Source organism: Rhodococcus sp. ARC_M12, from assembly GCF_022810385.1.
In the GTDB taxonomy this organism is placed as follows: Bacteria; Actinomycetota; Actinomycetes; order Mycobacteriales; family Mycobacteriaceae; genus Rhodococcoides; species Rhodococcoides navarretei.
The window spans coordinates 39,095-62,227 of the sequence record NZ_JALGQI010000011.1; the positions used below are offsets into that span (position 1 = coordinate 39,095).

Here is a 23,133-nt window from a genome sequence, read left to right on the forward strand (position 1 = left end):
GGTCGGCGGGATGGGAGAGTGACGTCGTTGCGGCTCATGTCGTTCCGAACACCGCCGACTTCTGGCGTTCGATACTGCGGACCAGGCCGTCGACATCGTTGGGGTTGCCGATGAACTGCTGCAGGGCCGGGATCATGACGATGGATGCGAAATCGGGACGGGTATCGCGGTCGAAGAACTGGGTGATCTCCTCCGCGTTCTGCACGAGGTCCGCCGATTTGCGAACCAGCGCAGGGAAACTCGACAGGTCGGCATCTCGGTGAGCGGGAATGGCCTGCGGATCCTGCTTCGCGTAGGCGACGGCAGGGTCGGGTCCGGTCATGTAGGTGAGGAAGTCCTCGGCCCCCGGGCGGTTGCGTGGGTCGGTGCGCATCATGAACCCGTCCATCGGTGCCTCGACCGTGGATGTTCCGACGGCGGAGTCGAGTTCGGGGAAGGTGAAGAAGTCCAGATCGTCGCGTTCGGCACCGGCGGGGAAGCTCTGCGCGACGAACATGCCGGCGACCAGGGAGCCGACGCTCTTGTTCAGCAGTGCCATCTGCGCATCGGCGATCTTGCGGCCCAGTGGCTGTGGCTGGTGGAACGGCAACAGTTCACGCCAGGTGTCGAACACGGAGCGCACGCGATTGTCCGTCCAGCTCACGTCACCGGCGAGCAGGGTTCGGTGGAACTCGACGCCGTTGAGTCGCAGGTTCAGGTAGTCGAACGTTCCGAACGGCGGCCACCCGTCGCGGGCACCGAAGCCGAGTGGGGTGAGGCCGTCGGCCTGCATCTGCTTGCTCAGCGCCACCCACTGGTCGTAGGTCGCCGGGGGCTCGTACCCTCGCTCGGCCCACAGGCTCGGCCGGTAGAACACCGCCCACGGGTAGTAGAAGAACGGGATCAGGTACTGCTTGCCGTCCATACCGGTCGAGTTGTCGCGGAAGCTCTCGTTGAAGCCGCCGCCGTGGTTGGCCCAGATCGGCGACAGGTCCTCCACCAGACCCTTCTCGGCGAAGTACTTCACCCGGTACCCACCCATCCAGGTGATGACGTCGTCGGGGGTGCCCTGGAGGTAGTTGTTGACGTTCTCCTGGAAGGACGTCGAGTCGACGGTGTTGACGGCCAACTCGCGCCCGGTCTGCTGTCGGTACATCGCGACGAAGTCCTCGACACCCAGCTTGGAGTTGGGGTCGGACAGGCGTGACCCGAGCGTGGTGACGTTCGGGTCGACGCTGTTCGAGCATGCCGACAGCGCGCCACCGGCGGTGATCGCACCCGCAGCGACGAGTGCGGACCGCAGGAAGTCGCGTCGGGACGGCTGCCACGTACGCGGCCACTCGTGTGGGTTCATGGAAGTCCTTCGACGAAAAGTATCGATAACGATCAGAAGTGAACATCGCAGCTGTGCGTTCCGAGGTGTTCATCCGACCATTCGGGGTGATGCAGGTTACAGAAACACGACGGCTGGGCGTCTGTCAAGCCTTAGATAGCCCGCTCACCTGCGTCAGTAAGAAAATGTTCATTCATGTTGACATCTGAGAACGCCTCGTTCATATTGTGAGCATGGACACAGCGCGACGCAGCACCTGGCCGACCCAGGGAATCTCCTTCGGCGGCGACTACAACCCCGAGCAGTGGCCCGAGGACGTCTGGCGGCGCGACGTCGAGCTGATGCACGAGGCAGGCGTCGACTTCGTGACCGTCGGTGTCTTCTCCTGGGCGCGCCTGCAGCCGACCGCGTCGACGTGGGACTTCGAATGGCTCGACCGCGTCATGGATCTGATGCACGAGGGCGACATTCGCGTCGACCTGGCCACGGCGACCGCGTCGCCCCCGCCGTGGTTGGCCACTGCGTACCCGCAGATGCGCCCGGTCGACGATCGCGGCTACCGGTACGCGATCGGCAGCCGTCAGACGTGGAGCCCGAGTTCCGCTGTGTACCGCGAACATTCACTCGCGCTGGTCGAGAAGATGGCGCACCGCTACGGCGAGCACCCTGCGCTGGCGATGTGGCACGTCTCCAACGAACTCGGCTGCCACAATGCGCTGTGCTATTCCGACGACAGCGCGCACGCGTTCCGAGAATGGCTCAGCGCCAGATACATCGACCTCGAGACCCTCAATACTGCCTGGGGCACCGACTTCTGGAGCCAGCGCTACAGCGACTGGGACGAGATCGTTCCGCCGTCGGTGAGCACCACGTTCGGCAACCCGACGCACCAGCTCGACTGGCGCCGCTTCTGCTCCGACGCCCTCCTCGAGCAGTACCGCGCCGAGAAGGCCGTGCTGAACCGGATCACCCCGGACGTGCCGGTCACCACGAACTTCATGGTGGGCATGGGCCAGGGCCCCGCGCTCGCCGGCAACATGGACTACGCCTCCTGGGCCCCGGAACAGGACATCGTCTCCACCGACCACTACCTTGTCGGCCCCGAGACCGGCGACGGCGCAGCGCATCACAAGCTCTCGTTCTCGGCCGACCTCACCCGCGGCGTTGCCGGCCGTCGACCCTGGTTGTTGATGGAGCATTCCACCAGCGCCGTCAATTGGCAGCACATCAACCGCGCCAAGGTCCCCGGCGAAATGATGCGAAACTCGCTGGCACACATGGCCCGTGGAGCAGACGGCATCGCCTACTTCCAGTTCCGTGCGTCCAAGGCAGGGGCGGAGAAGTTCCATTCCGCACTGGTACCGCACGCAGGCGAGGACTCCGCCCGCTGGCGTGAGGTCGTCGAGCTCGGCGCGGCTCTGCGTCGCATGGCTCCGGTGGCAGGTAGCACCGTCGACGCTCGCGTGGCCGTGCTCTTCGACTGGGCCTCACAATGGGCGTGCGAGCAGGAGGGTCATCCGTCGATGGCCATGCAGCCCATGGAGATTGCTCGACGCGCACATCACGGATTCACCTCCGCGGGCGTGACCTGCGATGTCGTCCCATCGTCGACGGACCTGAGTGACTACGACATCGTCGTCGTACCTGCCCTGTATCTGTGCAGCGACGAGACTGCCGCGCGGATAGCCGACGCGGCCGATGGCGGTGCGCAGGTACTCGTCACCGCATTCTCGGGAATCGCCGACGAGGACGACCACGTGCGCCTCGGCGGCTACCCGGGCGCATTCCGCGAGCTGCTCGGCGTGCGCGTCGAAGAGTTCTTCCCGCTCGCCGACGGGGAATCCCTCGTCCTCGAAGACGAGACCGTCGGCGAGATCTGGAGCGAATATCTCACCGCGTCGGAGGACGTCGATGTGCTGGCGCGGCACACCGAGGGACATCTGCGGGGCGTCCCCGCACTGACCAAGCGCACCGCCGGCAACGGCGCCGCCTGGTACGCGGCCACCGTTCCCGACGCGGCGGGCTGGGCCACGCTGGCCGACAAGCTCTGCGCTGCAGCTGAAATCGAGACCCGACGCGATCTCGGATCGGATGTGGAGATCGTTCGACGGTCGGCAGGGGAGCAGTCCTGGCTGTTCGTCCTCAACCACGGAACCGACAAGGTCAGCGTGCCTGCCTCGGGTACCGATCTGGTCAGCGGCGCGCAGATCGACGGCGAACTGATCCTGGCTGCCGGTGCGAGCGCCGTGATTGCCGAAGCACGCTGATGCTTGCCCACCAGCGTCAGCAGAAGATCCTGGACCAGGTGACGGCCCAGGGCGCTGTCAAGGTCGCGGATCTGGGAGCCGCACTGTCGGTGTCGGACATGACCATTCGACGCGACGTCAACGAACTCGTCGCCCGAGGTCTGGTCGAGCGCGTCCACGGCGGTGTGACGTTGCCGCGGTCGGCCAGCGTGTTCGAGCCCGGCTTCTCGGCCAAGTCCGAACTCGATCGAGATGCCAAGGCTGCCATCGCCCGCGCCGCTGCGCGATTCGTGCGACCAGGGACCTCCATCGGCATCTCCGGTGGCACCACGACGCACGCCCTGGCACAGGAACTACTCGATGTTCCGGACATCACCGTCGTGACGAACTCACTGCCGGTTGCGGAGGTCTTCCACACCGGTGGCCGGACGGATCAGACCGTGTTGCTCACCGGCGGGCAGCGGACGCCGTCCTACGCGCTCGTCGGACCGCTGACGGTCAGTGCACTGCAGAGTATCCACTTGGACATGCTGTTCCTCGGGACACACGGTGTCGACATCGAATCCGGACTGACCTGCCCCAATCTGATGGAAGCACAGACCAATCAGGCACTTGTCGCGTCGTCTCGACGCGTCATCGTGCTCGCCGACCACACCAAGTGGGGTGTCCGCGCGCTCGCCAACACCATCCCGCTCTCGCGCGTCGACGTGTTCGTCACCGATGCCGGACTCGACCCCGGCGTTCACGACGCGTTGTCCGAGACGGTCGACGACGTGGTGATCGCCGGAGAGCAATCCCCCGACACGAACGAGGAACGAGTACTCGATGACCGCGCATGACGCCACCACGCACTCGATGCGCAAGACGTCGACCACGCTGGCCGACGGTCGTGAGCTGATCTACTACGACGACACCGAGCCCTATGTTTCCGGCGACGCCACTCGCGATCTGGTCGACACACGAGCCCTGTCTCCGTCGATGTCGGAGTCGCAGATGCGATTCGACGTCCTCACCGGTGAATGGATCGTCATCGCCGCACAGCGGATGGATCGCACGTTCCTGCCGCCGGCCGACGCGTCGCCGCTGGCACCGAGCCGACCGGACCGCCCGGCCACCGAGATTCCGGCAGCCGACTACGACGTGGTGGTGTTCGAGAACCGCTTTCCGTCTCTGTCCGAAACTGCGGCGCAGCAATCACTTCCGAGCGAGGTGGACGGCGAGGCACTGTGGCCGCTTGCACCCGGCACCGGGCGGTGCGAGGTGATCTGCTTCGCCAGTGACCCCGATGCGTCTTTCGTGTCGCTGGAACTCTCCCGCGTGCGCACCATCATCGACGTCTGGGCCGACCGCACCACTGCTCTCTCGGCGATCCCCGGAGTTCAACAGGTTTTCTGTTTCGAGAACCGGGGCAAGGAAATCGGCGTCACCCTGACCCACCCGCACGGTCAGATCTACGCCTACCCCTACCTCCCGCCGCGTACCGATGCTCTGATACGGCAGTCTCGCAAACACGTCGAGCGAACGGGCCGGGTGTTGTTGGCCGATGTGCTCGCGGCCGAGCTGCGATCGGGTCGACGCGTGGTCGTCGACGCCGAGCACTGGGTAGCGTACGTGCCTGCAGCATCGCGCTGGCCTGTCGAGGTGCACCTCGCGCCGCGTCGCGACGTTGCAGATCTCGCCGAGTTGAGCGGTCCCGAGCGGGACGAACTGGCCGGTGTATACCGGGATCTGTTGCGCGCGGTCGACGCGTTCTTCGAGGGCGTCGACGAGGTGCCGTACATCGCTGCCTGGCATCAGGCGCCCGTCGGAGTCGATCGTGAACTGGGACGTCTGCACCTGCAACTGTTCTCGATGATGCGCTCACCCGGCCGGATGAAGTTCCTCGCCGGTTCCGAATCTGCGATGGGAGCCTGGATCAACGACACCACTCCTGAGCGGATCGCAGACCGGCTGCGTGAGGTACTGGCGTGAACTGGCTCGATGTGATCGCCGAGGAGGATCTCGCCGACGGTGCGGCCGCGCTGTTCCGCAACGCATTCGGCGGTGATCCCGACGGCGTCTGGATCGCCCCGGGCCGCGTCAATCTCATCGGTGAGCATATCGATTACGCAGGCGGACTGGTGTTGCCGTTCGCGCTGCCGTACGCCACTGCGGTGGCCGTGCGCCGCCGCGAGGACACGACAATGCGGGCCGTATCGACGCACACGAACAAGACGTGGACCGGTGAGCTCGGCGAGATCGGCCCGGGGAATCCGTCGGGCTGGGCTGCCTACGTGGCCGGGGTGTCCTGGGCACTTCAGCAGCACGGCGTCGGCGGAGTCGACCTGGCCGTGCACTCTTCGGTGCCGGTGGGTTCGGGGCTGTCGAGCTCGGCCGCCCTCGAATGCTCGTTCGCCCTCGCGCTCGACGACCTGTTCGATCTTCGGCTCGACCGAAAGCTGCTGATCGAGGCCAGTATTCGCGCCGAGAACGCGATCGCAGGCGCGTCGACGGGCGGCATGGATCAGAACATCGCGATGTCGGCCGAAGCAGGACACGCACTTCTGCTGGACTGCCTCGACGGTTCGACGCGTCAGATTCCTCTCGATCTGGCCGGGTCCGGCTCGCGGTTGCTGGTGATCGACACCAATGCGCCGCACCGCCTGGTCGACGGTCAGTACGGCGCGCGTCGGGAGGCGCTCGACATCGCGTATGCCGAATTGGGTGTCACGACACTGCGCGGGTTGGATCTCGACACGGCCGTCTCGGGCCTCGTCGACGACACTTTGATCCGCCGAGTTCGCCACGTGGTCAGTGAGATCGGCCGAGTGGAGCAGGCGGCAGAGCTTCTCGACCGCGGTGCCGCAGGAGCTGAGCTCGGTGAGCTGATGACGGCCTCGCACGTGTCCCTGCGGGACGACTACGAGGTCAGTTCACCCGAGCTCGACAGCGCCGTCGACGCGGCGAGGCGCGCAGGCGCATACGGAGCTCGGATGACCGGCGGTGGTTTCGGCGGCTCCGCCATCGCCCTGGTTCCCTCGAATCTGGTCCGGGCCGTGGCAGACGAGATCGTCTCCAGCGCAGCACGATACGAACTGCCACCACCCACGTTTCTCACCGCGGAGCCCGCCGGCTCCGCTCATCGATTCTTCTAACCTCTACAAAGGAGCATTCCCATGGCACAGGTCACGTACGAAGGAGCGACCAAGCTCTACCCGGGATCGGATGTCGCAGCGGTCGAGTCGTTGGACCTCGCCATCGAGGACGGTGAATTCCTTGTTCTCGTCGGGCCTTCCGGTTGCGGAAAGTCCACCTCCCTGCGCATGCTCGCCGGTCTCGAGGACGTCGACTACGGCACCATCAAGATCGGTGACCGAGACGTCACGTCGCTGGCACCCAAGGAACGCGACATCGCGATGGTGTTCCAGAACTATGCGCTGTACCCGCACATGACCGTCGCCAAGAACATGGGCTTCGCGCTGCAGATCGCCGGTATGGACAAGGCCGAGGTGGGCCGACGCGTCGAGGAAGCCGCGAAGATCCTCGATCTCACCGACTACCTGGGCCGTAAACCCAAGGCGCTCTCCGGAGGTCAGCGTCAGCGCGTGGCGATGGGACGCGCCATCGTCCGGAACCCGCAGGTGTTCCTCATGGACGAGCCGCTGTCCAACCTCGACGCCAAACTCCGCGTGCAGACTCGGACGCAGATCTCGCTGCTTCAGCGCAGGCTCGGCACCACCACCGTCTACGTCACCCACGACCAGGTGGAGGCGATGACGATGGGTGATCGCGTGGCGATCATGAAAGCCGGTGTGCTGCAACAGTGTGCGAGCCCCAAGGAGCTCTACGAGCGGCCGGTCAACGCCTTCGTCGCCGGGTTCATCGGATCACCGGCCATGAACCTGTTCGACGTGGACGTCGTCGCCGGCGCTGCGAAGCTCGGCTCGCTGTCGGTGCCCATCGAGCGCACCATCGCGGACCGGATCGACGGCAGCCGGGTCACGATGGGCGTCCGACCGGAAGCGTGGACGCTCTCGGATTCCGGTACCGACATCGTCGTCGACGTCGTCGAGGAACTCGGTGCGGACTCCTACATCTACGGCCGCACCGCCGAGGACGCGTCGAATCTCGGAACCGTCGGGGCGCAGATCGTCGCCCGCATCCCGGACATCGCGGCCCCGTCGCAGGGCGATGTCATCCGAATCGCCCCGCGGGCCGAGACGGTGCACTACTTCTCGACGAAGACGGGATTGAATCTGCGTCCCTGACTCTCGGTCAGCTACGAACTTGTGCGGCGGCGAACTGTGCGCCCTGAGTGGTGGAGCCGTTCGTACCGTACTGAAGGTGCGCGAAGGCGTTGAAGCCGCCGATCTGGCACACCGGATCACCGAAGTTGCAAAAGCTCCGGGTGCGCGGCCCGTACGTGGCGCTGGCCGTCTCGATCTTGCTGCCGCGGAGCCCGAGCGGGTTACCGAACACCACAACGGCCTCGACCCGGTCGGCGATGGCGGCCGGAATGACGGCACCGGTGAAACTGCTGGGGGTGCGCAGGCCGAGGGCGTTGGTCACGACGGTGGCTCCCTGCGAATATCCCGCGATCACGAATGTCGTCGAAGGGCACGATGCCGCAACGGAATTCAGGTGGCCGACGAGGTCGCGGGACCCGGGTCCTGCGCTTGCCTGGGTGAAGTCTGCGGCGTAGTCGACGGCGTACGTGCTCACCGAGCGGTCGGACAGCTGAGATTTCAGGCTGTTGACGAACGGAGTGCCGGTGATGCCCAGTCCGGGCAACTCGCCGGTGCCGCGGGCGAAGGAGACATCGACGTCCGAACATGGTGCAGCGGAGGCCACACCTGCGGGAAGTGCTACCGCAGATGCGGAAAGCGCCAGTGTCGCAATGGAATATGCCAGCCAACGTCTGGTCATGACGTGCCCTTCTGGGGTTGGGGAGGGAGTACAGCACCGAACGATAGCTGCTGTAACTATTCGTCGATAGGGTCGTCGAAAATTTGATTACCGGCACTCGGGCGGATATTCCGGCCGCCTCGGGTGAGTGCCCCGCAATCCGATCGATAGCGAATTCATGGGTGGTTTCTCAACGCCTGTTGCGCTACGGTGACCGCTGGGGTTGCCGGAGACCGGGCGCAGGGCCTGGTTCGAATTATTCGGGGGATACGAAGTGAAGAGTCGTGGAGTGAAGGTCGCTGTCATGGCGGCGGCGATCGTGGCCATGTGTCCGACGATCTCGGCGAACGCCGCGCCCGGCCCCACACCGGCTCCGGCGACGATGCTCGGTTCGATCGACGACGGCCCCGGTAGCTTCAGCGTCTACCGCACGGTCGACAGCGGCCAGCGCCCCACCGACGCAGACAATGCCGCGTGCAACGACTACTTCGGCTCTCCGCGCTCGCTGACGGTGGTCGAGCGGCTCGACGCGCGGATGTACACCTTCACCAACGACCCATCGACGGGCTTCCTGCAGAACCCCACCGCCCAGAACGTCGGGCCGATCTACGTCTGCGACGGACCGATCGTGGACGGTCAGGCGTTCCTCGACCAGTGGGGTGCGCTCACGGCTCCTGGCCTCGGTGAGCTCTCGATGTACGGGCCGTGCGGATTGGAGTTCATGATCGGTTCGCCCGGACGCGCCGCCGTCGATTGTGTTCTGCGAGTGAACCCCAACGATTCCGGGGTCACCGACGGTGTCGCAACCAGCAACTCGATCGCCAACCCTCTTCGCCTGCCGGACGGTCGGACCGGCTCCCTGTGGACCCTGTACACCCTCGGTGACGGCACTGCTCCCGTGCCGGAGCCAGTGGCAGGCACCCCGCAACCGACCGGTTCGGTCAAGTACAGCGTCGGACGCGAGGTCAACTCGTTTTCGACGGGCTCGACGCCCTCATGCCCTGGTGGAGTCCGCACGACCGAGATCCATGCCGTATCCGTGGACGCCGCTACCGGTGCGGCTTCGACCGAGCCCTCCGCGGACGTCGCAGCCACGGCGTCGATCTGTTACCAGAATCCGTCGTCCCCGGACTTCGGTGCATCGCTGAGCATCACGAGTTACGGCGTCACGCCTGCGCTGACTGCCACCTCCACCGGGCAGTGCCGTCGTACCGATCTGCCGATCGGGCCGGGCACCGTGCAGCAGTCCTGCGGGTTCACCCTGCCGCCGCAGCCCGCTCTCGGTCTGACCGGTGGCCAGGTGACGCTCAACGGTCTCGTTCCGACGAACGACGCTGCAGGATCTGCCAATTCGGCAATCTGGACCACCTCGTTCCTCGGTTCCATCACCCCTCGATGAACGGACGTCGGATCGGGGTTCTCGTTCTGACGGTGATGGCAAGCTGCATCTCGGGAGCGGTCGTGACCGCGCCCGGGGTAGCGGCCGAACCGCTGGCCGGTTCCCTCGACTACGGGCAGACCAGGGACATCGCCGTGGTGCCGTTGCCCGGCCAGCCCGAGGGAATAGCAGTCGATCCTGAGGACGGCAGCATCTGGTCGGGCTCGAACCGGCCCAATTCGTCTGCGGACGTGTGGCATTGGGACGCCGACGGTCGTCTGCTGACGACGTACTCTTTGGCGAATCGCGTACCCGCCGAACACGGCGTCAACGGCATTGTGTTGGACGGCGACGGTCGGGTGTATGCCCTCGACTATTCGGGGGCGCGAGCAGTGCGGATCGATCCAGCGACCGGTTCGCAATCGGTCTACGCGACCTTTGCGAATCTGCCGACCTGTTCCGGCGCGGCGGACATCGCGTGCGAGCCGTCGCCCATCGACCGCCCTGCCTGGCCGAACTGGGCCACGTTCGCGCCCGACGGAACCATGTACGTCAGCGACCTGAATCAGGCCACCATCTGGAAGGTGCCCGCGGGCGGCGGCAACGCCGAAATCTGGTATCAGAACTCCGATTTCGCCTCTATCTACGGCGTCAACGGCATGCAGTTCGACGCTGCCGGTCGGCTGAACTTCGTCGTGACGGTGTCGCTGGTGCCGCGTGTCGAATCGTTCGGGCGCGGTGTCGTCCATCGACTTTCGATGATGCCCGACGGTATGCCAGGTGCTCTCGAGACAGTGGCGGTCGCGAGCCAGGGTGACGGCTTGACCATCGGATCCAGCGGGCGCATCTACCTGCCGATTGCTAATCCGCTGTACAACGCCGTCGAGGTGGTCGATCCCGACACCCGCACGGTAGTGGCGTCGTTGCCCACACCCGTCGAGAGCATCACTCGGTCCATCCCGTACTCGACACCCGCGTCTGTCGCATTTCGCGGGACGTCGCTGATCGTCTCCAACCACGGACTGCTGGCCATCGATCCACATCAATGGGCAATCCTGGAACTCGGTGTAGGAGAGACGGGACTACCGCTGCACTATCCGAAAGGTCTGGCCTGAGGCCGGTGCTACCGTCTGCCGGTGGACCTCGTCGTTCCCTCGGATGATCTCGCCGCTGCGTGGCGGAAGGCTCACGCCGAATGGGGCCCTGGGTTCCACGAGGACGGTTTCGGGTTGACGGCCGACGACGAAGTCGAGTCCGCGCAGGGCTTTTCGGACTGGGTCGAGCGGCTTCGGGTCGACGCCGAGTGCACGTACCGCTGGATCGCGGAGGACGAACGAGTATTGGGCGGGATCGCACTCAGACACGACAGCAACAAATCTGTGGGCCGCCGCGGTCACATCGGCTACGGCGTTCGCCCGTCCGAACGAGGTCGGGGAGTTGCCACGTGGGCAGTGCGCGAGATGCTGATGCTCGCCGCAGACCTGGGCATGACCCGGATTACAGCGGTATGCGCGGTGGACAACGCGGCTTCGATCGCGACCCTGGAGCGTGCCGGAGGCAAGCAAGTCGGCCGCCGGGGGTCGGTGGTTCGCGTCTGGATTCCTGTGCCGTGAAGAATCGGGTGCAACTGACCGCGCTCAGCGCGGTCCAGTGCACCCGATTGTGCGCGCTTGACCCTCACACTGTGTGAGACGAGATTCTCGGAGGGTCATGTTCAGCATTGGAGAGTTCGCATCGATCGGCCGGGTCTCGGTTCGTATGCTTCGGCACTACGACGAGATCGGGTTGTTGACGCCGGCACGGGTGGATCCGTTCACGGGCTATCGCTCGTACGACGGTTCGCAGTTCGAGGTTCTGGGACGGATTCTCATGTTCAAGGACCTCGGGTTCAGGCTCGACGAGGTGACGCAGATCGTGCACGGCCAGGTCGGCGTCGACCGGCTACGCGAGATGCTCGCCGCCAAGCGCGATGACGTCGCTCGTCGACTCGATCTCGACGCCGCTCGCTTGCGTCGCATCGATGCGCGGCTCTCCGACACCGAAGGGATTTCGATGATCACCGTGGACACCAACGCATTGCCGAGCACCCGCATTGCCGTCGTCACCGAGACCGCTGCCGGGTTCGGGCCCCAGAACATCGGCCCGGTCATCGGCCCGATGTATGCCCGACTCGCGCAGACCCTCGCCGGGCACGGCGTGGCGTTCGGGCCGTCGTCCATTGCCATGTACGAGGCCGTCGACGACGGGGACGGCACCGGCATCACCGTGCATGCCGCATTCGAGGTGGGGCCGGAGGTCGTGTCCGGTGAGGGGTACGAGGTTCGTGAGCTTCCGCCCGTCGAGCTGGCGGTGACCACCGTTCACCACGGTTCGATGGCAACGATCGGTGAGACCTGGGAACAGTTCACGGCGTGGATCGAGGCCAACGGCTACGAGCTCTCCGGGATATGCCGCGAGTACTACCTGGTATCGGAGCCGCAGCCGCAGGAGAATTGGGTGACCGAACTGCAGCAGCCGGTGGTTCGACGTCAGGACGCCTGAGCGAGCTCGACGAGTGCGGTGCACTGGCAGCCGCCGGTGACCTCTTCGCACTCGAGCACCAGGAAGTGGCGCACGTACTCGAGGTCCACGCAGTCCGGCTCCGTGCACTCCGCACCGCCGACCGCGTGGATCACGAGTGTGCCGTTGCAGGTATCGAAGCGTGCGGACATGCGAATCCCTTTCTGTCGTTTCCTCTACATCCTTGATATCACCGGGCTCCGACAAGTTCGGGAGAAGACGAGCGTGTTCGACGCCTGAGCTGGGTAACAGCCATCACCGTCAGAGCCGGAATCCAGGCGTATCCCAGGGCGGTTCTGATGATCGTTCGGTCGCCCAGCCATGCTCCGGCCGATACCAAGACAGCCGCCCACACGACTGCAGCCAGCAGGCTGAGCAGCGCGTATTCGCGGTGCCGCAGTGAGGAGGTCGCTACGAGTCGGGGAGTGACAGTGCGGATACCCCCGATGAGGTGTCCGGCAGTGGCGACAGCGCGTGGCCGCGATCGCGCCTGAGTGGTCAGCCCGAGGACGACCCTCATCACCGCGGCCGGCAGCGCGGACTCCACTCGTCCGAGACCCGACACCGTGGCTGTGCGGCGACTGTGCCAGAACGCCCACTGCGCACCCATGCTCGACGCCACCGCCGCAGTGACGACGGCAGGTAGCCACGGCACGACGCCGATAGAGGTCAGTACCCCGAGGGTGATCGGGACGCTGTTGCCCGGCGTGAAGAGACCGAGCAGCGTTGCGGACTCGAATGCCAGCAGTACGAACACGATCGTGAAGACGACCCACACGGGAACGGACGGCAACCGGTCCACGTCGAGGATGTTGAGGTTCATACCTGACGAATCTGGTCGTCCGTACCGCGGAAAACACCACGATCGACCCACGGATCGACGGTAGGGCTGGCCCTACCCACAACGGTGGGTTCACCGTGGGGACAGGTCCACTACGGCGCACTTAGGCTGATCCGCATGAACGAGGCACTACCGATTCCCCTGAATCCGCTCAGGGCATGGATATCGCCGCAGTGGTGGCTGGCGGTGGCGTCGTTGCTGGCGTCGACTCTTGCCGGGCTGGGCGGCTGGATGATCCTGGGACTGCTGGTACTGGCGGTGTGCGCATTGCCGTTTGCGCTCAGCGGCGTGCTCGTCTTCGCGCTGACGATAGTGGCGCTTCGATGGATGGACCGTGCAGCGCGCGCCGGAATCGGTTTCACCGGTGGACTTCTCATCGAGGGTCCCGAAGTGACCGTGTACCCCACCAGTTGGCGCACGTTCGTCTGGTGCCTCCGCGACATCGGGCTGTGGAAGTCGCTGTGCTACTGGCTCGTTCGCATCCCGGTATCGGCCGTGCTGCTCTTCCTGCTGCCGGCGCTGTTCGTGGCCCTACCGGTTCTCGCGGCGGCACCGGTCGCGTGGATCGTGACGAACCCGGTCGCCAATGGGCTCGAAATAGGCGAACGGGTGGGCTATCCGTTCGTCGCGTTGGTCGGCTTCGCCTCCCTGGTCACTTTTGTTGCCGGGGTGCCGCTGCTGCTCACCGCCTTGGCAAGACTCGACTGGTGGAGTGCTACAGCCCTTCTCGGCCGATCCGAATCCAGTAGAAGAGTGGACGAGCTGACGGTGAGTCGAGCTCGCGTCGTCGACGCTGCCGACGCCGAACGCCGTCGCATCGAACGCGATCTGCACGACGGGGCCCAGCAGCGGTTGGTCTCGGTGGCAATGTCACTGGGACAGGCGAAGTCACGCGTCGCGGCGACCGACGATGCGGTACTGAAGGAACTGCTCGACGACGCCCATCGGGAGGCCAAGAACGCAATCGGTGAGATCCGCACCCTCACCCGTGGTCTCCATCCGCCGATCCTGACCGACCGCGGTCTCGATGCCGCACTCTCGTCCGTCGCGGCGCTGTGTGCGATTCCGGTGACCATCGACATCGACCCGGACCTCTCCGGTGATCGGCGCCCGGACGCCACCGTCGAGTCGACCGTCTACTTCGTCGTCTCCGAGGCTCTGACCAACGTGAGCAAGCACGCGAAGGCCGACACCGTCCGAGTCGCTGTCTCGAGAGCCGATTCGGCTGTGCGGGTGACGGTGGTCGACGATGGTTGCGGCGGAGCATATTCCGCCCCGGGCGGTGGCTTGGCCGGGCTCGGGGACAGGCTGAGCGGGATCGACGGAACCTTGTCCATCACGTCGCCGTCCGGCGGCCCGACGCGGCTCGAGGTGAGCATCCCGTGCGAGTGATCATCGCCGACGACTCGGTTCTGTTGCGAGAGGGCGTCGCTCGACTGCTGATCGACGGTGGAGCGGACGTGACAGGCAAAGTGGGCGACGCGTCGGAGCTGCTCGCGGCCATGTCCGCTGCCGATCCGCTTCCGGATGTCTGCGTGATCGACGTACGCATGCCGCCGACCTTCCTGGACGAAGGCCTGCGCGCGGCTCTGGTCATTCGCCAACGGTGGCCCGCCGTCGGTGTTCTCGTGCTCTCTCAGTACGTGGAGGAGCGGTACGCAGCCGAGCTCATCCGGCAGAGCACGGACGGCGTCGGATACCTGTTGAAGGACCGGGTGGCCGACGTGGACGAGTTCGCCGATGCCGTGCGGACCGTTGCCACCGGTGGAACCGTCATCGATCCCGAAGTGGTGCAGCAGATTCTGGCCCGTGCTCCGCGGTCGGATCCACTCGATTCGTTGACCCCGCGGGAGCGAGAAGTGCTGACGGCCATGGCCGAGGGCAAATCCAATGCCGGCATCGCGACCGCGTTGGTGGTCGGTCAGGCAGCCGTCGAGAAGCACATCGGAAACATCTTCGCCAAACTCGGCTTGCTCGGGGACAGCGCTGATCATCGCCGCGTCATGGCGGTACTACGATATCTGGGAGCAATACAGTGAAGAAAGCGTTGTGGCGCAATGTTGTTGCTGTCTCGGTGGCCGTGGTGGTCGTGGGCACTGCAGGTGCTGCCACGGCGGCGGCAATCGTCGAAGGCTTCAGCACGCCGAAGATGCAGTCCTTCGATTACGTCGAGAACCACGCCGTTACCGGGAACAATCTCGCATTCACAACGAGATTCGCTCATGTGACGGTGTCGATGAGCCCAGATTCCGAGGTGCACGTACGGGCCGACGGGTCCTACCGCGGAGATATTCCCACGGTCGACATCAGTGACGACGGGTCGCAGGTAGCAGTGGAATGCTCGTACCGACAACGTGGCAGCTGCGATATCGATGTCGAGCTTCGGATACCCGCCGGGCTGATTCTCGATATCGATGGGGCAGCAGGCGACGTGGTGCTCTCCGACGTGGACGCGCAGACGTCGGTGTCCACCTCGTCGGGCTCGGTGGTAGCTCGAGGATCCGCCGGAACCCTCGATGTCACAACCAGATTCGGTGATGTCGACATCGCCGACGCCGCAGTATCGGCAGTGGAGGTGGACACGACATTCGGCCAGGTCGTTCTGGATTCGAGGGTGCCACCGGACTCGGTACTCGTGCAGAACATGCAGGGCGACAGCATGATCGAACTTCCGGCGGCCGAGTTCTACGACGTCGAGGCGACGTCGGAGAAGGGAGATGTCGACATCGACGTCGTCGACGATCCGAGTTCACCGAGGTCGGTATCCATCACCAGTGAAGAAGGCCAGATTTCGGTGCAGCGGCGGTAGTCCCGGTCAGTGACTGCTGTTCAATGTCTGCTGGTCAATGACTCCGGCGCCACGCACTGAAGGAACGGACAGAGGACGTGGTGGGACGCACCAGCCACGGCCACGGATGCAACTCGACCGGGGCGGTGGCGTCGGCGATGCGGGAGAAGCCGGGAACGGGTGCCCACGTGGTGGCAAGGGACCGTCCGGAGAGCTCATCCGAGACTCTGCCGCGACGGACCTCCAACGGCCGGGTGGACGCGATCTCGCCGAGCGTCTCGGCGAGAAACACCAGTCGCTTGCCGGAGAGCTTCAGTTTCCCTAGCAGTGGCTCGTCGAACACGAAGACGGCAGGCCGTTCGGTGTCGGCGGCCAGCGCTGGGTCCGCGGTGCCGAGAGATTCGGCAGTCAGCCAGACCTGTTCTGCACCAGTACCTTCCACGTGGGCGGGTCCGGCGGGAATCGGAGCCTTGTTCAGATCGGGACCGTCGACAGCCGGCCCGAGATCGTCGTCGGGTCAGTTCTCGATGGGACAGGCATCTTTCAGTGCGCAGTTGCGGCACAGCGACGGTGCTCTCTTGTTCACCTGCCACCGGCTGAAGCCGTAGACCTTCCCGCTTCCGGTACCGACGGTCCATTGCCAACCGAGGCGGTTGGCGGCGCGGGACCCGTCGAGCAGGTGGGCGAACATCTCGTCCTCGCCGTCGCGCCACGTCGCACCGGCGCGGACGGCCCATTGGGAGGCCAGCCACATACGCGTTTGGTTGACCAGCCAACCGTCCTCATGCAATTCGCCCACCACCGAGGACATGCAGTTCATCTCTTCGGCCCAGGGCTGCGACGTCCAGTTCTGTGGCCGCGGTTGTTCGCGGCGGAGAGATTGTCCCAGTTCGCTTCCGACTCGTGAGTACAAGTGGCGCGCGTACTCCTGCCACATCAGCTCGTCGCGATAGCGGGAACGGTCGCGTGGGGGAGCGTCGGATACCGCGTCCCAGACCTCTCGTAGCGTGAGTAGCCCGTGGCGGATATACGGGGACATACGGCTCGCTCCACGACGATTCACCGGGAGAACGGTGCTGCGGTCCCGGGCGTATCCGGTGATGTCGAGTCCGGCCAGCGCGGCATCGGCAGCCGACTGCCCGCCGCGAATGCCACCGGCCGTGATGGCATCCGGCTCTTCGCGTGTCAGATCGCCCAGATGCTCGGCAACCCAGTCGACGACGTCCTCGGTGGTGGAGCCGTCGGCAATGGACGGCGGAGTGGGTAGCTCGGACATGCCGTCGGACTTCCCCGTCGGTACGAAAGGGAAACGCCGGTCGTCAGGGGCGCGGCAGTCGGCGATGCAGTGGGTTGGATGTGGTCCTGGTTGCCGTTCTGCCGGCCGGCGGTAGGGACGAGACGACGGCAGGCGTGTCTGCAGTGGATCGCGAGGCGTCGTGCGCCTTCATCGCAGCGCTGTTTCCCCGTCCGAGAGCGGGCGAGGAGATCTTCCGAGCGGCCGCCTGCCCGCACTGCGGGCACGTCACCTCGGACGGCGCGTCGGCCATGGAGAACCGCTGCTCGACGGGGTCGCAACGCTGTGCGCAGCGGAAGCTGTAGGTGGGCACGCATTCGAGGGTAGCGGGATCAGCAGTGTTACGGCACAACGTCATACAACATTTACGTGCCAGAACCGACCTGGAGGGCCACATCGGTGCAATGATCGAGGCAGGAGAATCCGCGCAACCGGAGGTGCCTCGTGCCCGAACTGCTGTTTCCGCTCGACTCGACGAAGAGTTTCACCGAGCAGGAGGTCGTCGGTCACAACCGATGGCATCCTGATATCCCGGCGGCGGTCACGGTCAAACCCGGCACGTCTTTTCGGGCGCACTGTCGCGAATGGTTCGACGGGGCCATCCGCAACGACGATTCGGCCGAGGACATCCTCAATGCGCCGCTCAACAACGTGCACACGCTGTCCGGGCCGTTTCATATCGAGGGTGCCGAGCCCGGTGACCTGCTGATCGTCGACATTCTCGACGTAGGGCCGATCCCGCAGGAGGATTCGGGTCCGCTGGCCGGCCAGGGCTGGGGGTACGCGGGAATCTTCGCCAAGGAGAACGGCGGCGGGTTCCTCACCGATCGATTCCCCGACGCGTACAAGGCGATCTGGGATTTCTCCGGGCAGACCACCACGTCTCGACACGTTCCGCACGTGCAGTACACCGGCATCACCCATCCCGGGCTCATGGGGACCGCGCCGTCGGCGCAATTGTTGGCCAAGTGGAACGCTCGTGAAGGTGCGCTGATCGCCACCGATCCGAATCGTGTTCCGCCACTGGCTCTTGCACCCGAGCTCGACGGGGCAATTCTGGGATCGTTGAGCGGTGACGAATTCGCCCGCGTCGCAGGCGAAGCCGCACGCACGGCACCGCCACGCGAGAACGGTGGAAACCAGGACATCAAGAACCTTACGAAGGGAACCCGCGTCTTCTACCCGGTGTTCGTGCCGGGCGCGAAGCTGTCCTTCGGTGATCTGCACTTTTCGCAGGGAGACGGTGAGATCACGTTCTGCGGTGCCATCGAGATGGGTGGCTTCATGGATTTGCACGTCGACCTGATCAAGGGCGGCATGGAGACCTACGGAGTGATCGAGAACGCGATCTTCATGCCCGGGAATACCGCACCGCAGTACTCGGAATGGATTGCCTTCTCGGGCATTTCGGTGACCGAGGACGGTGAGCAGAAGTATCTGGATTCCGACCTGTCCTACCAGAATGCCTGCATGCATGCGATCGACTACCTCACCAAGTTCGGTTACAGTCCCGAGCAGGCGTATCTGTTGCTGGGTTCGGCCCCGATCGAAGGACGCCTGTCCGGGGTGGTGGACATTCCGAACTCCTGTGCAACGGTGTACATCCCCACGGCGATCTTCGATTTCCCGATCGCGCCTTCGGCCTCCGGGCCGTTCCAGATCGACCCGGGAATGGGAGCGCCGAGGGCGCAGCTCTGACGCCGTATGCCGACATTGTGGATGCTCGAGGATATGGAACCGTGGCCTGACGAGCCTGCCGTAGGCGCGGTGTTTTCACCCACCACGTACTGGGCGTCACGCGAGTGGATGGACCTGCCCGCCGAGGTGTGCACCGAGGTGCCGGCTCGGGTGGAGGCCGTCGTCACCGAAGGCCGGACGGAGTGGGTAGCGCATCTCGGCGACGGCTTCACCACGATGATGGGTGACGGCAGCATGGTTGGGGACGTGATGTTGCACGGGTGTTTGGTGTGGGACAGGTACCTATGGATCGATTTCTGGGCAAGGCCGTGGGGCAGTCTTCGCCTGCTCGACCGGGCCGGATTCCTCGTGCAACGTCAGAAATGGACCGCGACCCGACACCCCGGCGCATTCAGTGTGACGTACGAGGGTGGTCTGGAGTACCACCAACGGGGTTCAACGCCAGAGGGATTCGGAGTTCGGTCGGAGGCATCAGTCGTCGAGATTGTTCCGTCGGGTGGCTAGCCGTCGTCGCCGCGGCCCGCAGTGATGATCTGGTCGACGCGTGTCGGCTGGGACTCGATGTCGGTGAGCGCCAGGATGCCGGCAACGGTCTCCGTGCTGCCTCCGAGGAATGCACACGGGAAGTCGAAGTGCTGAGCCACGCACCACGCGTGGTCGGTGGGCCACCACAGGTGCGGCGACAATCCTTCGAGTGTGCCCGCTGCGCGTGAGACCGGTCCCCTCAACAGGAAATAGTTGTAGCCGGCGATGGCTGCGGTCGGAGCCTTGTCGCGAATGTCATCGAGGGCGGTATTGCCTTCCCAGACTGCGAACCAGCATAAGTCCGGTGTGTTCGTGCTTCGAGCGAGTACCTCGATGATGGACGCCAGTTGAACATGCCAGGCAACAACGGGTTTCGCCGGCACCGTAGCGCCACGCGTGTTGCCGCTAGGTGGATACTGAATGCTGGCATAGGCGTCGAACACGGTGGGGACCAGCGAGCCCACTGTGGTTGTGGCGACGACGGCGAGGTTGTTGTTCACCCACTGTGCCTCCGAGACATCCTGTTGCAGATCATCGCCCGACCATTCCGCCCAATCGGTACTCGATTCCATGGACGCGACGCTACCGACATTCGGTGTGGGTGGTCGACCCATCTCGCAGCTGAAGAATGGCTAGGTTACGGATCCTGCCTGCTTGCTTCGCCCCCGCCAGAGCGCTGTCAGCGTCGCTACTGTCGGAATCAGGAAGACTGCGTACGGTGCCGCAACCGCCCACTGTTCGAGCGAGGACAATTCGGGGCTCCAACTGCTCGGGTCGCGACGGACTGAATCGCCGAAGTTTGCGACGACCGAGTTCAGCAACATCAACAGGTAGAAGGCCATCGTCAGAGTCAATCCAACGGTCGCATACCAACGGCCGTGACGGAGATTGTCAGGTGAGGTGAGCTCGAAGCCTCCGCTTATGGAAAAGAAGGCCGCTGGAATGAGAAGGACCAATCCGGCTGCTGTCGTGATGTTCCAGGTGCTCACAACGTCGCCGATGGCGTCGTAACCGATACCCAGTGCACCCGCAGCCAGGCTGAGGCACCACCAGGCCAGTGGAAGTATCCCCGCGAAGATCACCCAGCGGCGAACTCCGCTCGGGTGATCAGGGAGGGTCGGCATGTCGACATTCTCTACCAATGTCATCGCACAGGTTTCTGGTCCGGAGCCCGGCGACTGCCTTCTTGGCGCAATCGCAACTGTGTTCGAAAACTTGTCGGTGGGTCGCGATAGATTCTGTTCATGCTTTCGGGGGACGGCGGATCAGGGGTGGACGGCATCGAGACGGTGCCGCCCGCTCCTGACGTGTCCGATCCCGAGTTGGCGGTGTTGGTCGATCGTGTGGAGTCCGCGGTCGCGGAGTTGGCCGGGCAGGCGTCGGTGTCGTGGACGAACGCCGACCGGCGTGCGGTGATCCAGCGGATGGAAACGCTCACCCGATCGGTGACCGCGTACTCGTACACCTGGCTCAACGAGCTGATCGCTCAACACGGCCTTGATGTGTATCCCGGGTCGGTGCCGTGCTCGGTGGCATGGATGCTGCGGATCACCCCACGAACAGCAGGAGCACGAGTACGCCTGGCTGCCGAATTGGGGGATCGCACCGCACTGTCGGGCGAGGTTCTGCCGCCGTTGCTGCCGCACACCGCCGACGCATTACGGGCCGGGTTGCTCGACGCCCAGCACGTGCAGATGATCCGCGAATTCTTCAAGCACTTGCCTGCCAGTGTGGATCCGCAGACCCGCGATCTCGCCGAGGAGCAGTTGGTGGGCTTCGCGTCGACCAGGCGGCCCGACGATTTTGCGCCGTTGGTGGCGAACCTGGATTCGATTCTCAACCCCGACGGCGATCACGACGAGGACGAGGACGAGGACGAGGACGGTAAGCCCAAGCCACGCAAGCGACGCGATGCCTTCTTCTACCTCGGCGAACAAGGTGCAGACGGCATGTCGGAAGGCAAATTCTGTGTCGACCCCGAGTTGCGGGCTTACCTCGAAGCGTTGTTCGCCAAAGCCGCGAAACCGGGGGTGAACAACCCGGCCGACCCGACATCGGTCGTCCACGGCGAGACCAGCAGGGATGAGACCCGCAGCGGCAGCGACGAGAAGGGCGGGAGCAGGAGTCGCGGGAACGGTAGCGGCACAGCGCCTAAGCCCGAGCCCAGCGATGCCAGTTCCAGTGATGCCGGCCTGTGGCACAGCAACAACTGTGGCAGCGACGGCGACTGCTGCGACAGTGAGTGCGACTGCGACGACAACTGCTGCGATGACAACTGCTGCGATGAGGGCAACTGTGGCGATGAAAGCAACTGTCGCGACTGTGGTTGCGGCACAGAGCCAGATCGTTCCGACGACACCGACGCAACCGACGCAACCGACACCGACCCCGACGATGCAGCGGACCCCACTGCCCCCGGTAGCGACGAACCGAATACTGCGGTGCCGGATACTGCCGCGCGGGATGCCGCCGCACCTGATATCCGCACCCAGAACGAACGCCGTCACGACGCCCTGAAACTGGCGCTCCGACACACCCTCGCCTCCGGCACCCTCGGCACCCACCGCGGCCTACCCGTCACCGCCATCATCACCATGACCCTGAAAGACCTCGAAGCCGGCTGCGGATACGCGAAGACCGCCACCGGATCACGAGTGTCGATCCGCGACGCCATCCGCATGGCCTCCCACGCCCACCACTACCTGACCATCTTCGACGACCACGGCAGAGCCCTCTACCTCGGCCGAAGCAAACGCATCGCCTCCGCCGACCAACGCATCATGCTCATCGCCCGCGACCGCGGCTGCAGCTTCCCCTCCTGCACCCGCCCCGCGACCTGGTGCCAAGCCCATCATGTGACCGACTGGGTCGACGGCGGAAACACCGACATCGACGGATTGACCTTCGGCTGCGACATGCACCACGCACTCGTCGGCACCGGACCGAACACATGGGCCACCACCAAAACCACAGCAACACATCGCTATCCAGGTCGCACCCTGTGGCACCCACCCACCGGAATGGACCCGCTCAGGCGCGGGCTGATCAATCACGCACACCACCCCGAAGAAGTCCTGTACCCACCCGACCAGCACGACGACCCCGGGGACGAAGAACCACGACAACCCGCCTGACGACCTACACCACCATCAGGGCACAGCTCTGCCTGTCGTCGGTACATGGCAGCCGCCGCACCGGTCGTGCGCGAAAATAGTAGGGCTTCGGAGTCGTGCCCTGCGTACGGTAAGCGCATGATGGTTCTCGCGAGCAGGACGGCAGTACTGTCGCCGCCGGCACGCGTCGTCTGGAAAGCGTTGATGCGTCCCGATCTGCATCCGTTGAACAGAGGATTCGCCTGGCCGGTCATGTTCCACGACCAGTCGTTGCCTCGGATTGTCGAGAGCAGCGAGTTCGACCGCGTCGTGTGGAGCTCGCCGTGGTCGACGGTCCCGGATCTCCTGCTGCAGTTCGATGTACGGCCGGAGACCCGGCTTCGCTGGACGTTGTTGGCCCACACGCCCGCGCCCGGGCAGCAGACCGTCGAGTGGCTCCGCGATCAGGTCAGTCATCTGGTGAACATCGACCTGCGAAAGGCAACGTCATACTGA

General features: G+C 64.8%; 25 protein-coding genes. 16 read left to right on the top strand and 9 right to left on the bottom strand.

Annotated features, from left to right (window positions below; translation table 11 throughout):
* Positions 1-34 precede the first annotated feature (34 nt).
* Positions 35-1,333, bottom strand: a complete 1,299-nt coding sequence (locus tag MTX35_RS15205; protein WP_243595788.1) for an ABC transporter substrate-binding protein — start codon at positions 1,331-1,333, stop codon at positions 35-37.
* 212 nt (positions 1,334-1,545) lie between these two features.
* On the opposite strand from MTX35_RS15205, the gene MTX35_RS15210 reads away from it, so the two are divergent.
* Genes MTX35_RS15210 through MTX35_RS15230 form a run of 5 tightly spaced genes read left to right on the top strand, consistent with a single transcriptional unit; the run spans position 1,546 to position 7,805 of the window.
* Complete coding sequence (locus tag MTX35_RS15210; protein WP_243595789.1) at positions 1,546-3,579, top strand: beta-galactosidase; 2,034 nt, start codon at positions 1,546-1,548, stop codon at positions 3,577-3,579.
* On the top strand, positions 3,579-4,397 hold the full coding sequence (locus tag MTX35_RS15215) for a DeoR/GlpR family DNA-binding transcription regulator (protein WP_243595790.1): 819 nt from the start codon (positions 3,579-3,581) through the stop codon (positions 4,395-4,397). Before MTX35_RS15210 ends, MTX35_RS15215 begins: the two co-directional genes overlap by 1 nt.
* A 16-nt stretch (positions 4,398-4,413) precedes the next feature.
* Positions 4,414-5,529, top strand: coding sequence for a galactose-1-phosphate uridylyltransferase (galT, locus tag MTX35_RS15220; protein ID WP_243595925.1), 1,116 nt, complete (start codon positions 4,414-4,416; stop codon positions 5,527-5,529).
* Complete coding sequence (gene galK, locus MTX35_RS15225; protein ID WP_243595791.1) at positions 5,526-6,692, top strand: galactokinase; 1,167 nt, start codon at positions 5,526-5,528, stop codon at positions 6,690-6,692. Before galT ends, galK begins: the two co-directional genes overlap by 4 nt.
* Before the next feature lie 21 nt (positions 6,693-6,713).
* Entirely contained in the window at positions 6,714-7,805 is a 1,092-nt protein-coding gene (locus tag MTX35_RS15230) for an ABC transporter ATP-binding protein (RefSeq protein WP_243595792.1), read from the top strand.
* Between the two features lie 7 nt (positions 7,806-7,812).
* On the opposite strand, the gene MTX35_RS15235 is transcribed toward MTX35_RS15230, so the two are convergent.
* Positions 7,813-8,463 (bottom strand): cutinase family protein, encoded by a 651-nt coding sequence (locus MTX35_RS15235; RefSeq protein ID WP_243595793.1) that lies wholly within the window; start codon positions 8,461-8,463, stop codon positions 7,813-7,815.
* Between the two features lie 268 nt (positions 8,464-8,731).
* Here MTX35_RS15235 and MTX35_RS15240 point away from each other — a divergent pair, with 268 nt between their 5' ends.
* From MTX35_RS15240 to MTX35_RS15255, 4 genes are all read left to right on the top strand, one after another.
* The gene (locus tag MTX35_RS15240) at positions 8,732-9,841 is read left to right on the top strand and encodes a hypothetical protein (protein WP_243595794.1); all 1,110 of its coding nucleotides are present in this window, start codon (positions 8,732-8,734) and stop codon (positions 9,839-9,841) included.
* On the top strand, positions 9,838-10,935 hold the full coding sequence (locus tag MTX35_RS15245) for an SMP-30/gluconolactonase/LRE family protein (RefSeq protein WP_243595795.1): 1,098 nt from the start codon (positions 9,838-9,840) through the stop codon (positions 10,933-10,935). The genes MTX35_RS15240 and MTX35_RS15245 overlap by 4 nt, the downstream gene beginning before the upstream one ends.
* A 21-nt stretch (positions 10,936-10,956) precedes the next feature.
* On the top strand, positions 10,957-11,433 hold the full coding sequence (locus tag MTX35_RS15250; RefSeq protein WP_243595796.1) for a GNAT family N-acetyltransferase: 477 nt from the start codon (positions 10,957-10,959) through the stop codon (positions 11,431-11,433).
* Positions 11,434-11,530: 97 nt separating this feature from the next.
* Positions 11,531-12,361: a MerR family transcriptional regulator gene (locus MTX35_RS15255; protein ID WP_243595797.1), complete on the top strand. Its 831-nt coding sequence runs from the start codon at positions 11,531-11,533 to the stop codon at positions 12,359-12,361.
* Here the strand turns inward: MTX35_RS15255 and MTX35_RS15260 are convergent.
* Both MTX35_RS15260 and MTX35_RS15265 read right to left on the bottom strand, forming a co-directional pair.
* The gene (locus MTX35_RS15260) at positions 12,349-12,531 is read right to left on the bottom strand and encodes a hypothetical protein (RefSeq protein WP_032381941.1); all 183 of its coding nucleotides are present in this window, start codon (positions 12,529-12,531) and stop codon (positions 12,349-12,351) included. The genes MTX35_RS15255 and MTX35_RS15260 overlap by 13 nt on opposite strands.
* 38 nt (positions 12,532-12,569) lie before the next feature.
* On the bottom strand, positions 12,570-13,202 hold the full coding sequence (locus tag MTX35_RS15265; RefSeq protein WP_243595798.1) for a hypothetical protein: 633 nt from the start codon (positions 13,200-13,202) through the stop codon (positions 12,570-12,572).
* 135 nt (positions 13,203-13,337) lie between these two features.
* Between MTX35_RS15265 and MTX35_RS15270 the strand changes: the two genes are divergently transcribed.
* From MTX35_RS15270 to MTX35_RS15280, 3 genes are read left to right on the top strand one after another with little or no spacing between them, the layout of a single operon-like run.
* Positions 13,338-14,612: a histidine kinase gene (locus tag MTX35_RS15270; RefSeq protein ID WP_243595799.1), complete on the top strand. Its 1,275-nt coding sequence runs from the start codon at positions 13,338-13,340 to the stop codon at positions 14,610-14,612.
* Positions 14,603-15,259: a response regulator transcription factor gene (locus MTX35_RS15275; protein ID WP_243595800.1), complete on the top strand. Its 657-nt coding sequence runs from the start codon at positions 14,603-14,605 to the stop codon at positions 15,257-15,259. The genes MTX35_RS15270 and MTX35_RS15275 overlap by 10 nt, the downstream gene beginning before the upstream one ends.
* The gene (locus MTX35_RS15280) at positions 15,256-16,029 is read left to right on the top strand and encodes a DUF4097 family beta strand repeat-containing protein (RefSeq protein ID WP_243595801.1); all 774 of its coding nucleotides are present in this window, start codon (positions 15,256-15,258) and stop codon (positions 16,027-16,029) included. The genes MTX35_RS15275 and MTX35_RS15280 overlap by 4 nt, the downstream gene beginning before the upstream one ends.
* 34 nt (positions 16,030-16,063) lie before the next feature.
* Here the strand turns inward: MTX35_RS15280 and MTX35_RS15285 are convergent, their stop codons facing one another.
* The 3 genes from MTX35_RS15285 to MTX35_RS15295 form a co-directional block, all read right to left on the bottom strand.
* Positions 16,064-16,450, bottom strand: a complete 387-nt coding sequence (locus MTX35_RS15285; RefSeq protein ID WP_243595802.1) for a hypothetical protein — start codon at positions 16,448-16,450, stop codon at positions 16,064-16,066.
* A 75-nt stretch (positions 16,451-16,525) separates the two neighbouring features.
* The gene (locus tag MTX35_RS15290; protein ID WP_243595803.1) at positions 16,526-17,284 is read right to left on the bottom strand and encodes an FAD-binding domain-containing protein; all 759 of its coding nucleotides are present in this window, start codon (positions 17,282-17,284) and stop codon (positions 16,526-16,528) included.
* Positions 17,285-17,327: 43 nt separating this feature from the next.
* On the bottom strand, positions 17,328-17,615 hold the full coding sequence (locus MTX35_RS15295) for a zinc ribbon domain-containing protein (RefSeq protein ID WP_243595804.1): 288 nt from the start codon (positions 17,613-17,615) through the stop codon (positions 17,328-17,330).
* A gap of 131 nt (positions 17,616-17,746) precedes the next feature.
* Between MTX35_RS15295 and fmdA the strand changes: the two genes are divergently transcribed.
* Positions 17,747-19,000 (top strand): formamidase, encoded by a 1,254-nt coding sequence (gene fmdA / locus MTX35_RS15300; protein WP_243595805.1) that lies wholly within the window; start codon positions 17,747-17,749, stop codon positions 18,998-19,000.
* A 33-nt stretch (positions 19,001-19,033) separates the two neighbouring features.
* Positions 19,034-19,504 carry a hypothetical protein gene (locus MTX35_RS15305; protein ID WP_243595806.1) on the top strand — a complete coding sequence of 157 codons (471 nt, stop codon included), beginning with the start codon at positions 19,034-19,036 and terminating at the stop codon, positions 19,502-19,504.
* Here the strand turns inward: MTX35_RS15305 and MTX35_RS15310 are convergent.
* Both MTX35_RS15310 and MTX35_RS15315 read right to left on the bottom strand, forming a co-directional pair.
* Positions 19,501-20,097: a hypothetical protein gene (locus tag MTX35_RS15310; RefSeq protein ID WP_243595807.1), complete on the bottom strand. Its 597-nt coding sequence runs from the start codon at positions 20,095-20,097 to the stop codon at positions 19,501-19,503. The genes MTX35_RS15305 and MTX35_RS15310 overlap by 4 nt on opposite strands.
* Positions 20,098-20,157: 60 nt before the next feature.
* A complete protein-coding gene (locus tag MTX35_RS15315) occupies positions 20,158-20,649 on the bottom strand; it encodes a hypothetical protein (RefSeq protein ID WP_243595808.1) in 492 nt (163 codons plus the stop codon).
* 120 nt (positions 20,650-20,769) lie between these two features.
* Here MTX35_RS15315 and MTX35_RS15320 point away from each other — a divergent pair, with 120 nt between their 5' ends.
* Together MTX35_RS15320 and MTX35_RS15325 are read left to right on the top strand one after the other, a co-directional pair.
* On the top strand, positions 20,770-22,659 hold the full coding sequence (locus MTX35_RS15320) for an HNH endonuclease signature motif containing protein (protein WP_243595809.1): 1,890 nt from the start codon (positions 20,770-20,772) through the stop codon (positions 22,657-22,659).
* Positions 22,660-22,776: 117 nt separating this feature from the next.
* Positions 22,777-23,133 (top strand): hypothetical protein, encoded by a 357-nt coding sequence (locus tag MTX35_RS15325; protein ID WP_243595810.1) that lies wholly within the window; start codon positions 22,777-22,779, stop codon positions 23,131-23,133.

Coding starts and splice junctions, on each gene's coding strand:
- MTX35_RS15205 (WP_243595788.1), bottom strand. CDS start 1,333: ATGAACCCACACGAGTGGCCGCGTACGTGGCAGCCGTCCCGACGCGAC.
- MTX35_RS15210 (WP_243595789.1), top strand. CDS start 1,546: ATGGACACAGCGCGACGCAGCACCTGGCCGACCCAGGGAATCTCCTTC.
- MTX35_RS15215 (WP_243595790.1), top strand. CDS start 3,579: ATGCTTGCCCACCAGCGTCAGCAGAAGATCCTGGACCAGGTGACGGCC.
- galT (WP_243595925.1), top strand. CDS start 4,414: ATGCGCAAGACGTCGACCACGCTGGCCGACGGTCGTGAGCTGATCTAC.
- MTX35_RS15230 (WP_243595792.1), top strand. CDS start 6,714: ATGGCACAGGTCACGTACGAAGGAGCGACCAAGCTCTACCCGGGATCG.
- MTX35_RS15235 (WP_243595793.1), bottom strand. CDS start 8,463: ATGACCAGACGTTGGCTGGCATATTCCATTGCGACACTGGCGCTTTCC.
- MTX35_RS15245 (WP_243595795.1), top strand. CDS start 9,838: ATGAACGGACGTCGGATCGGGGTTCTCGTTCTGACGGTGATGGCAAGC.
- MTX35_RS15255 (WP_243595797.1), top strand. CDS start 11,531: ATGTTCAGCATTGGAGAGTTCGCATCGATCGGCCGGGTCTCGGTTCGT.
- MTX35_RS15260 (WP_032381941.1), bottom strand. CDS start 12,531: ATGTCCGCACGCTTCGATACCTGCAACGGCACACTCGTGATCCACGCG.
- MTX35_RS15265 (WP_243595798.1), bottom strand. CDS start 13,202: ATGAACCTCAACATCCTCGACGTGGACCGGTTGCCGTCCGTTCCCGTG.
- MTX35_RS15270 (WP_243595799.1), top strand. CDS start 13,338: ATGAACGAGGCACTACCGATTCCCCTGAATCCGCTCAGGGCATGGATA.
- MTX35_RS15290 (WP_243595803.1), bottom strand. CDS start 17,284: ATGTCCGAGCTACCCACTCCGCCGTCCATTGCCGACGGCTCCACCACC.
- MTX35_RS15305 (WP_243595806.1), top strand. CDS start 19,034: ATGGAACCGTGGCCTGACGAGCCTGCCGTAGGCGCGGTGTTTTCACCC.
- MTX35_RS15310 (WP_243595807.1), bottom strand. CDS start 20,097: ATGGAATCGAGTACCGATTGGGCGGAATGGTCGGGCGATGATCTGCAA.
- MTX35_RS15315 (WP_243595808.1), bottom strand. CDS start 20,649: ATGCCGACCCTCCCTGATCACCCGAGCGGAGTTCGCCGCTGGGTGATC.
- MTX35_RS15320 (WP_243595809.1), top strand. CDS start 20,770: ATGCTTTCGGGGGACGGCGGATCAGGGGTGGACGGCATCGAGACGGTG.
- MTX35_RS15325 (WP_243595810.1), top strand. CDS start 22,777: ATGATGGTTCTCGCGAGCAGGACGGCAGTACTGTCGCCGCCGGCACGC.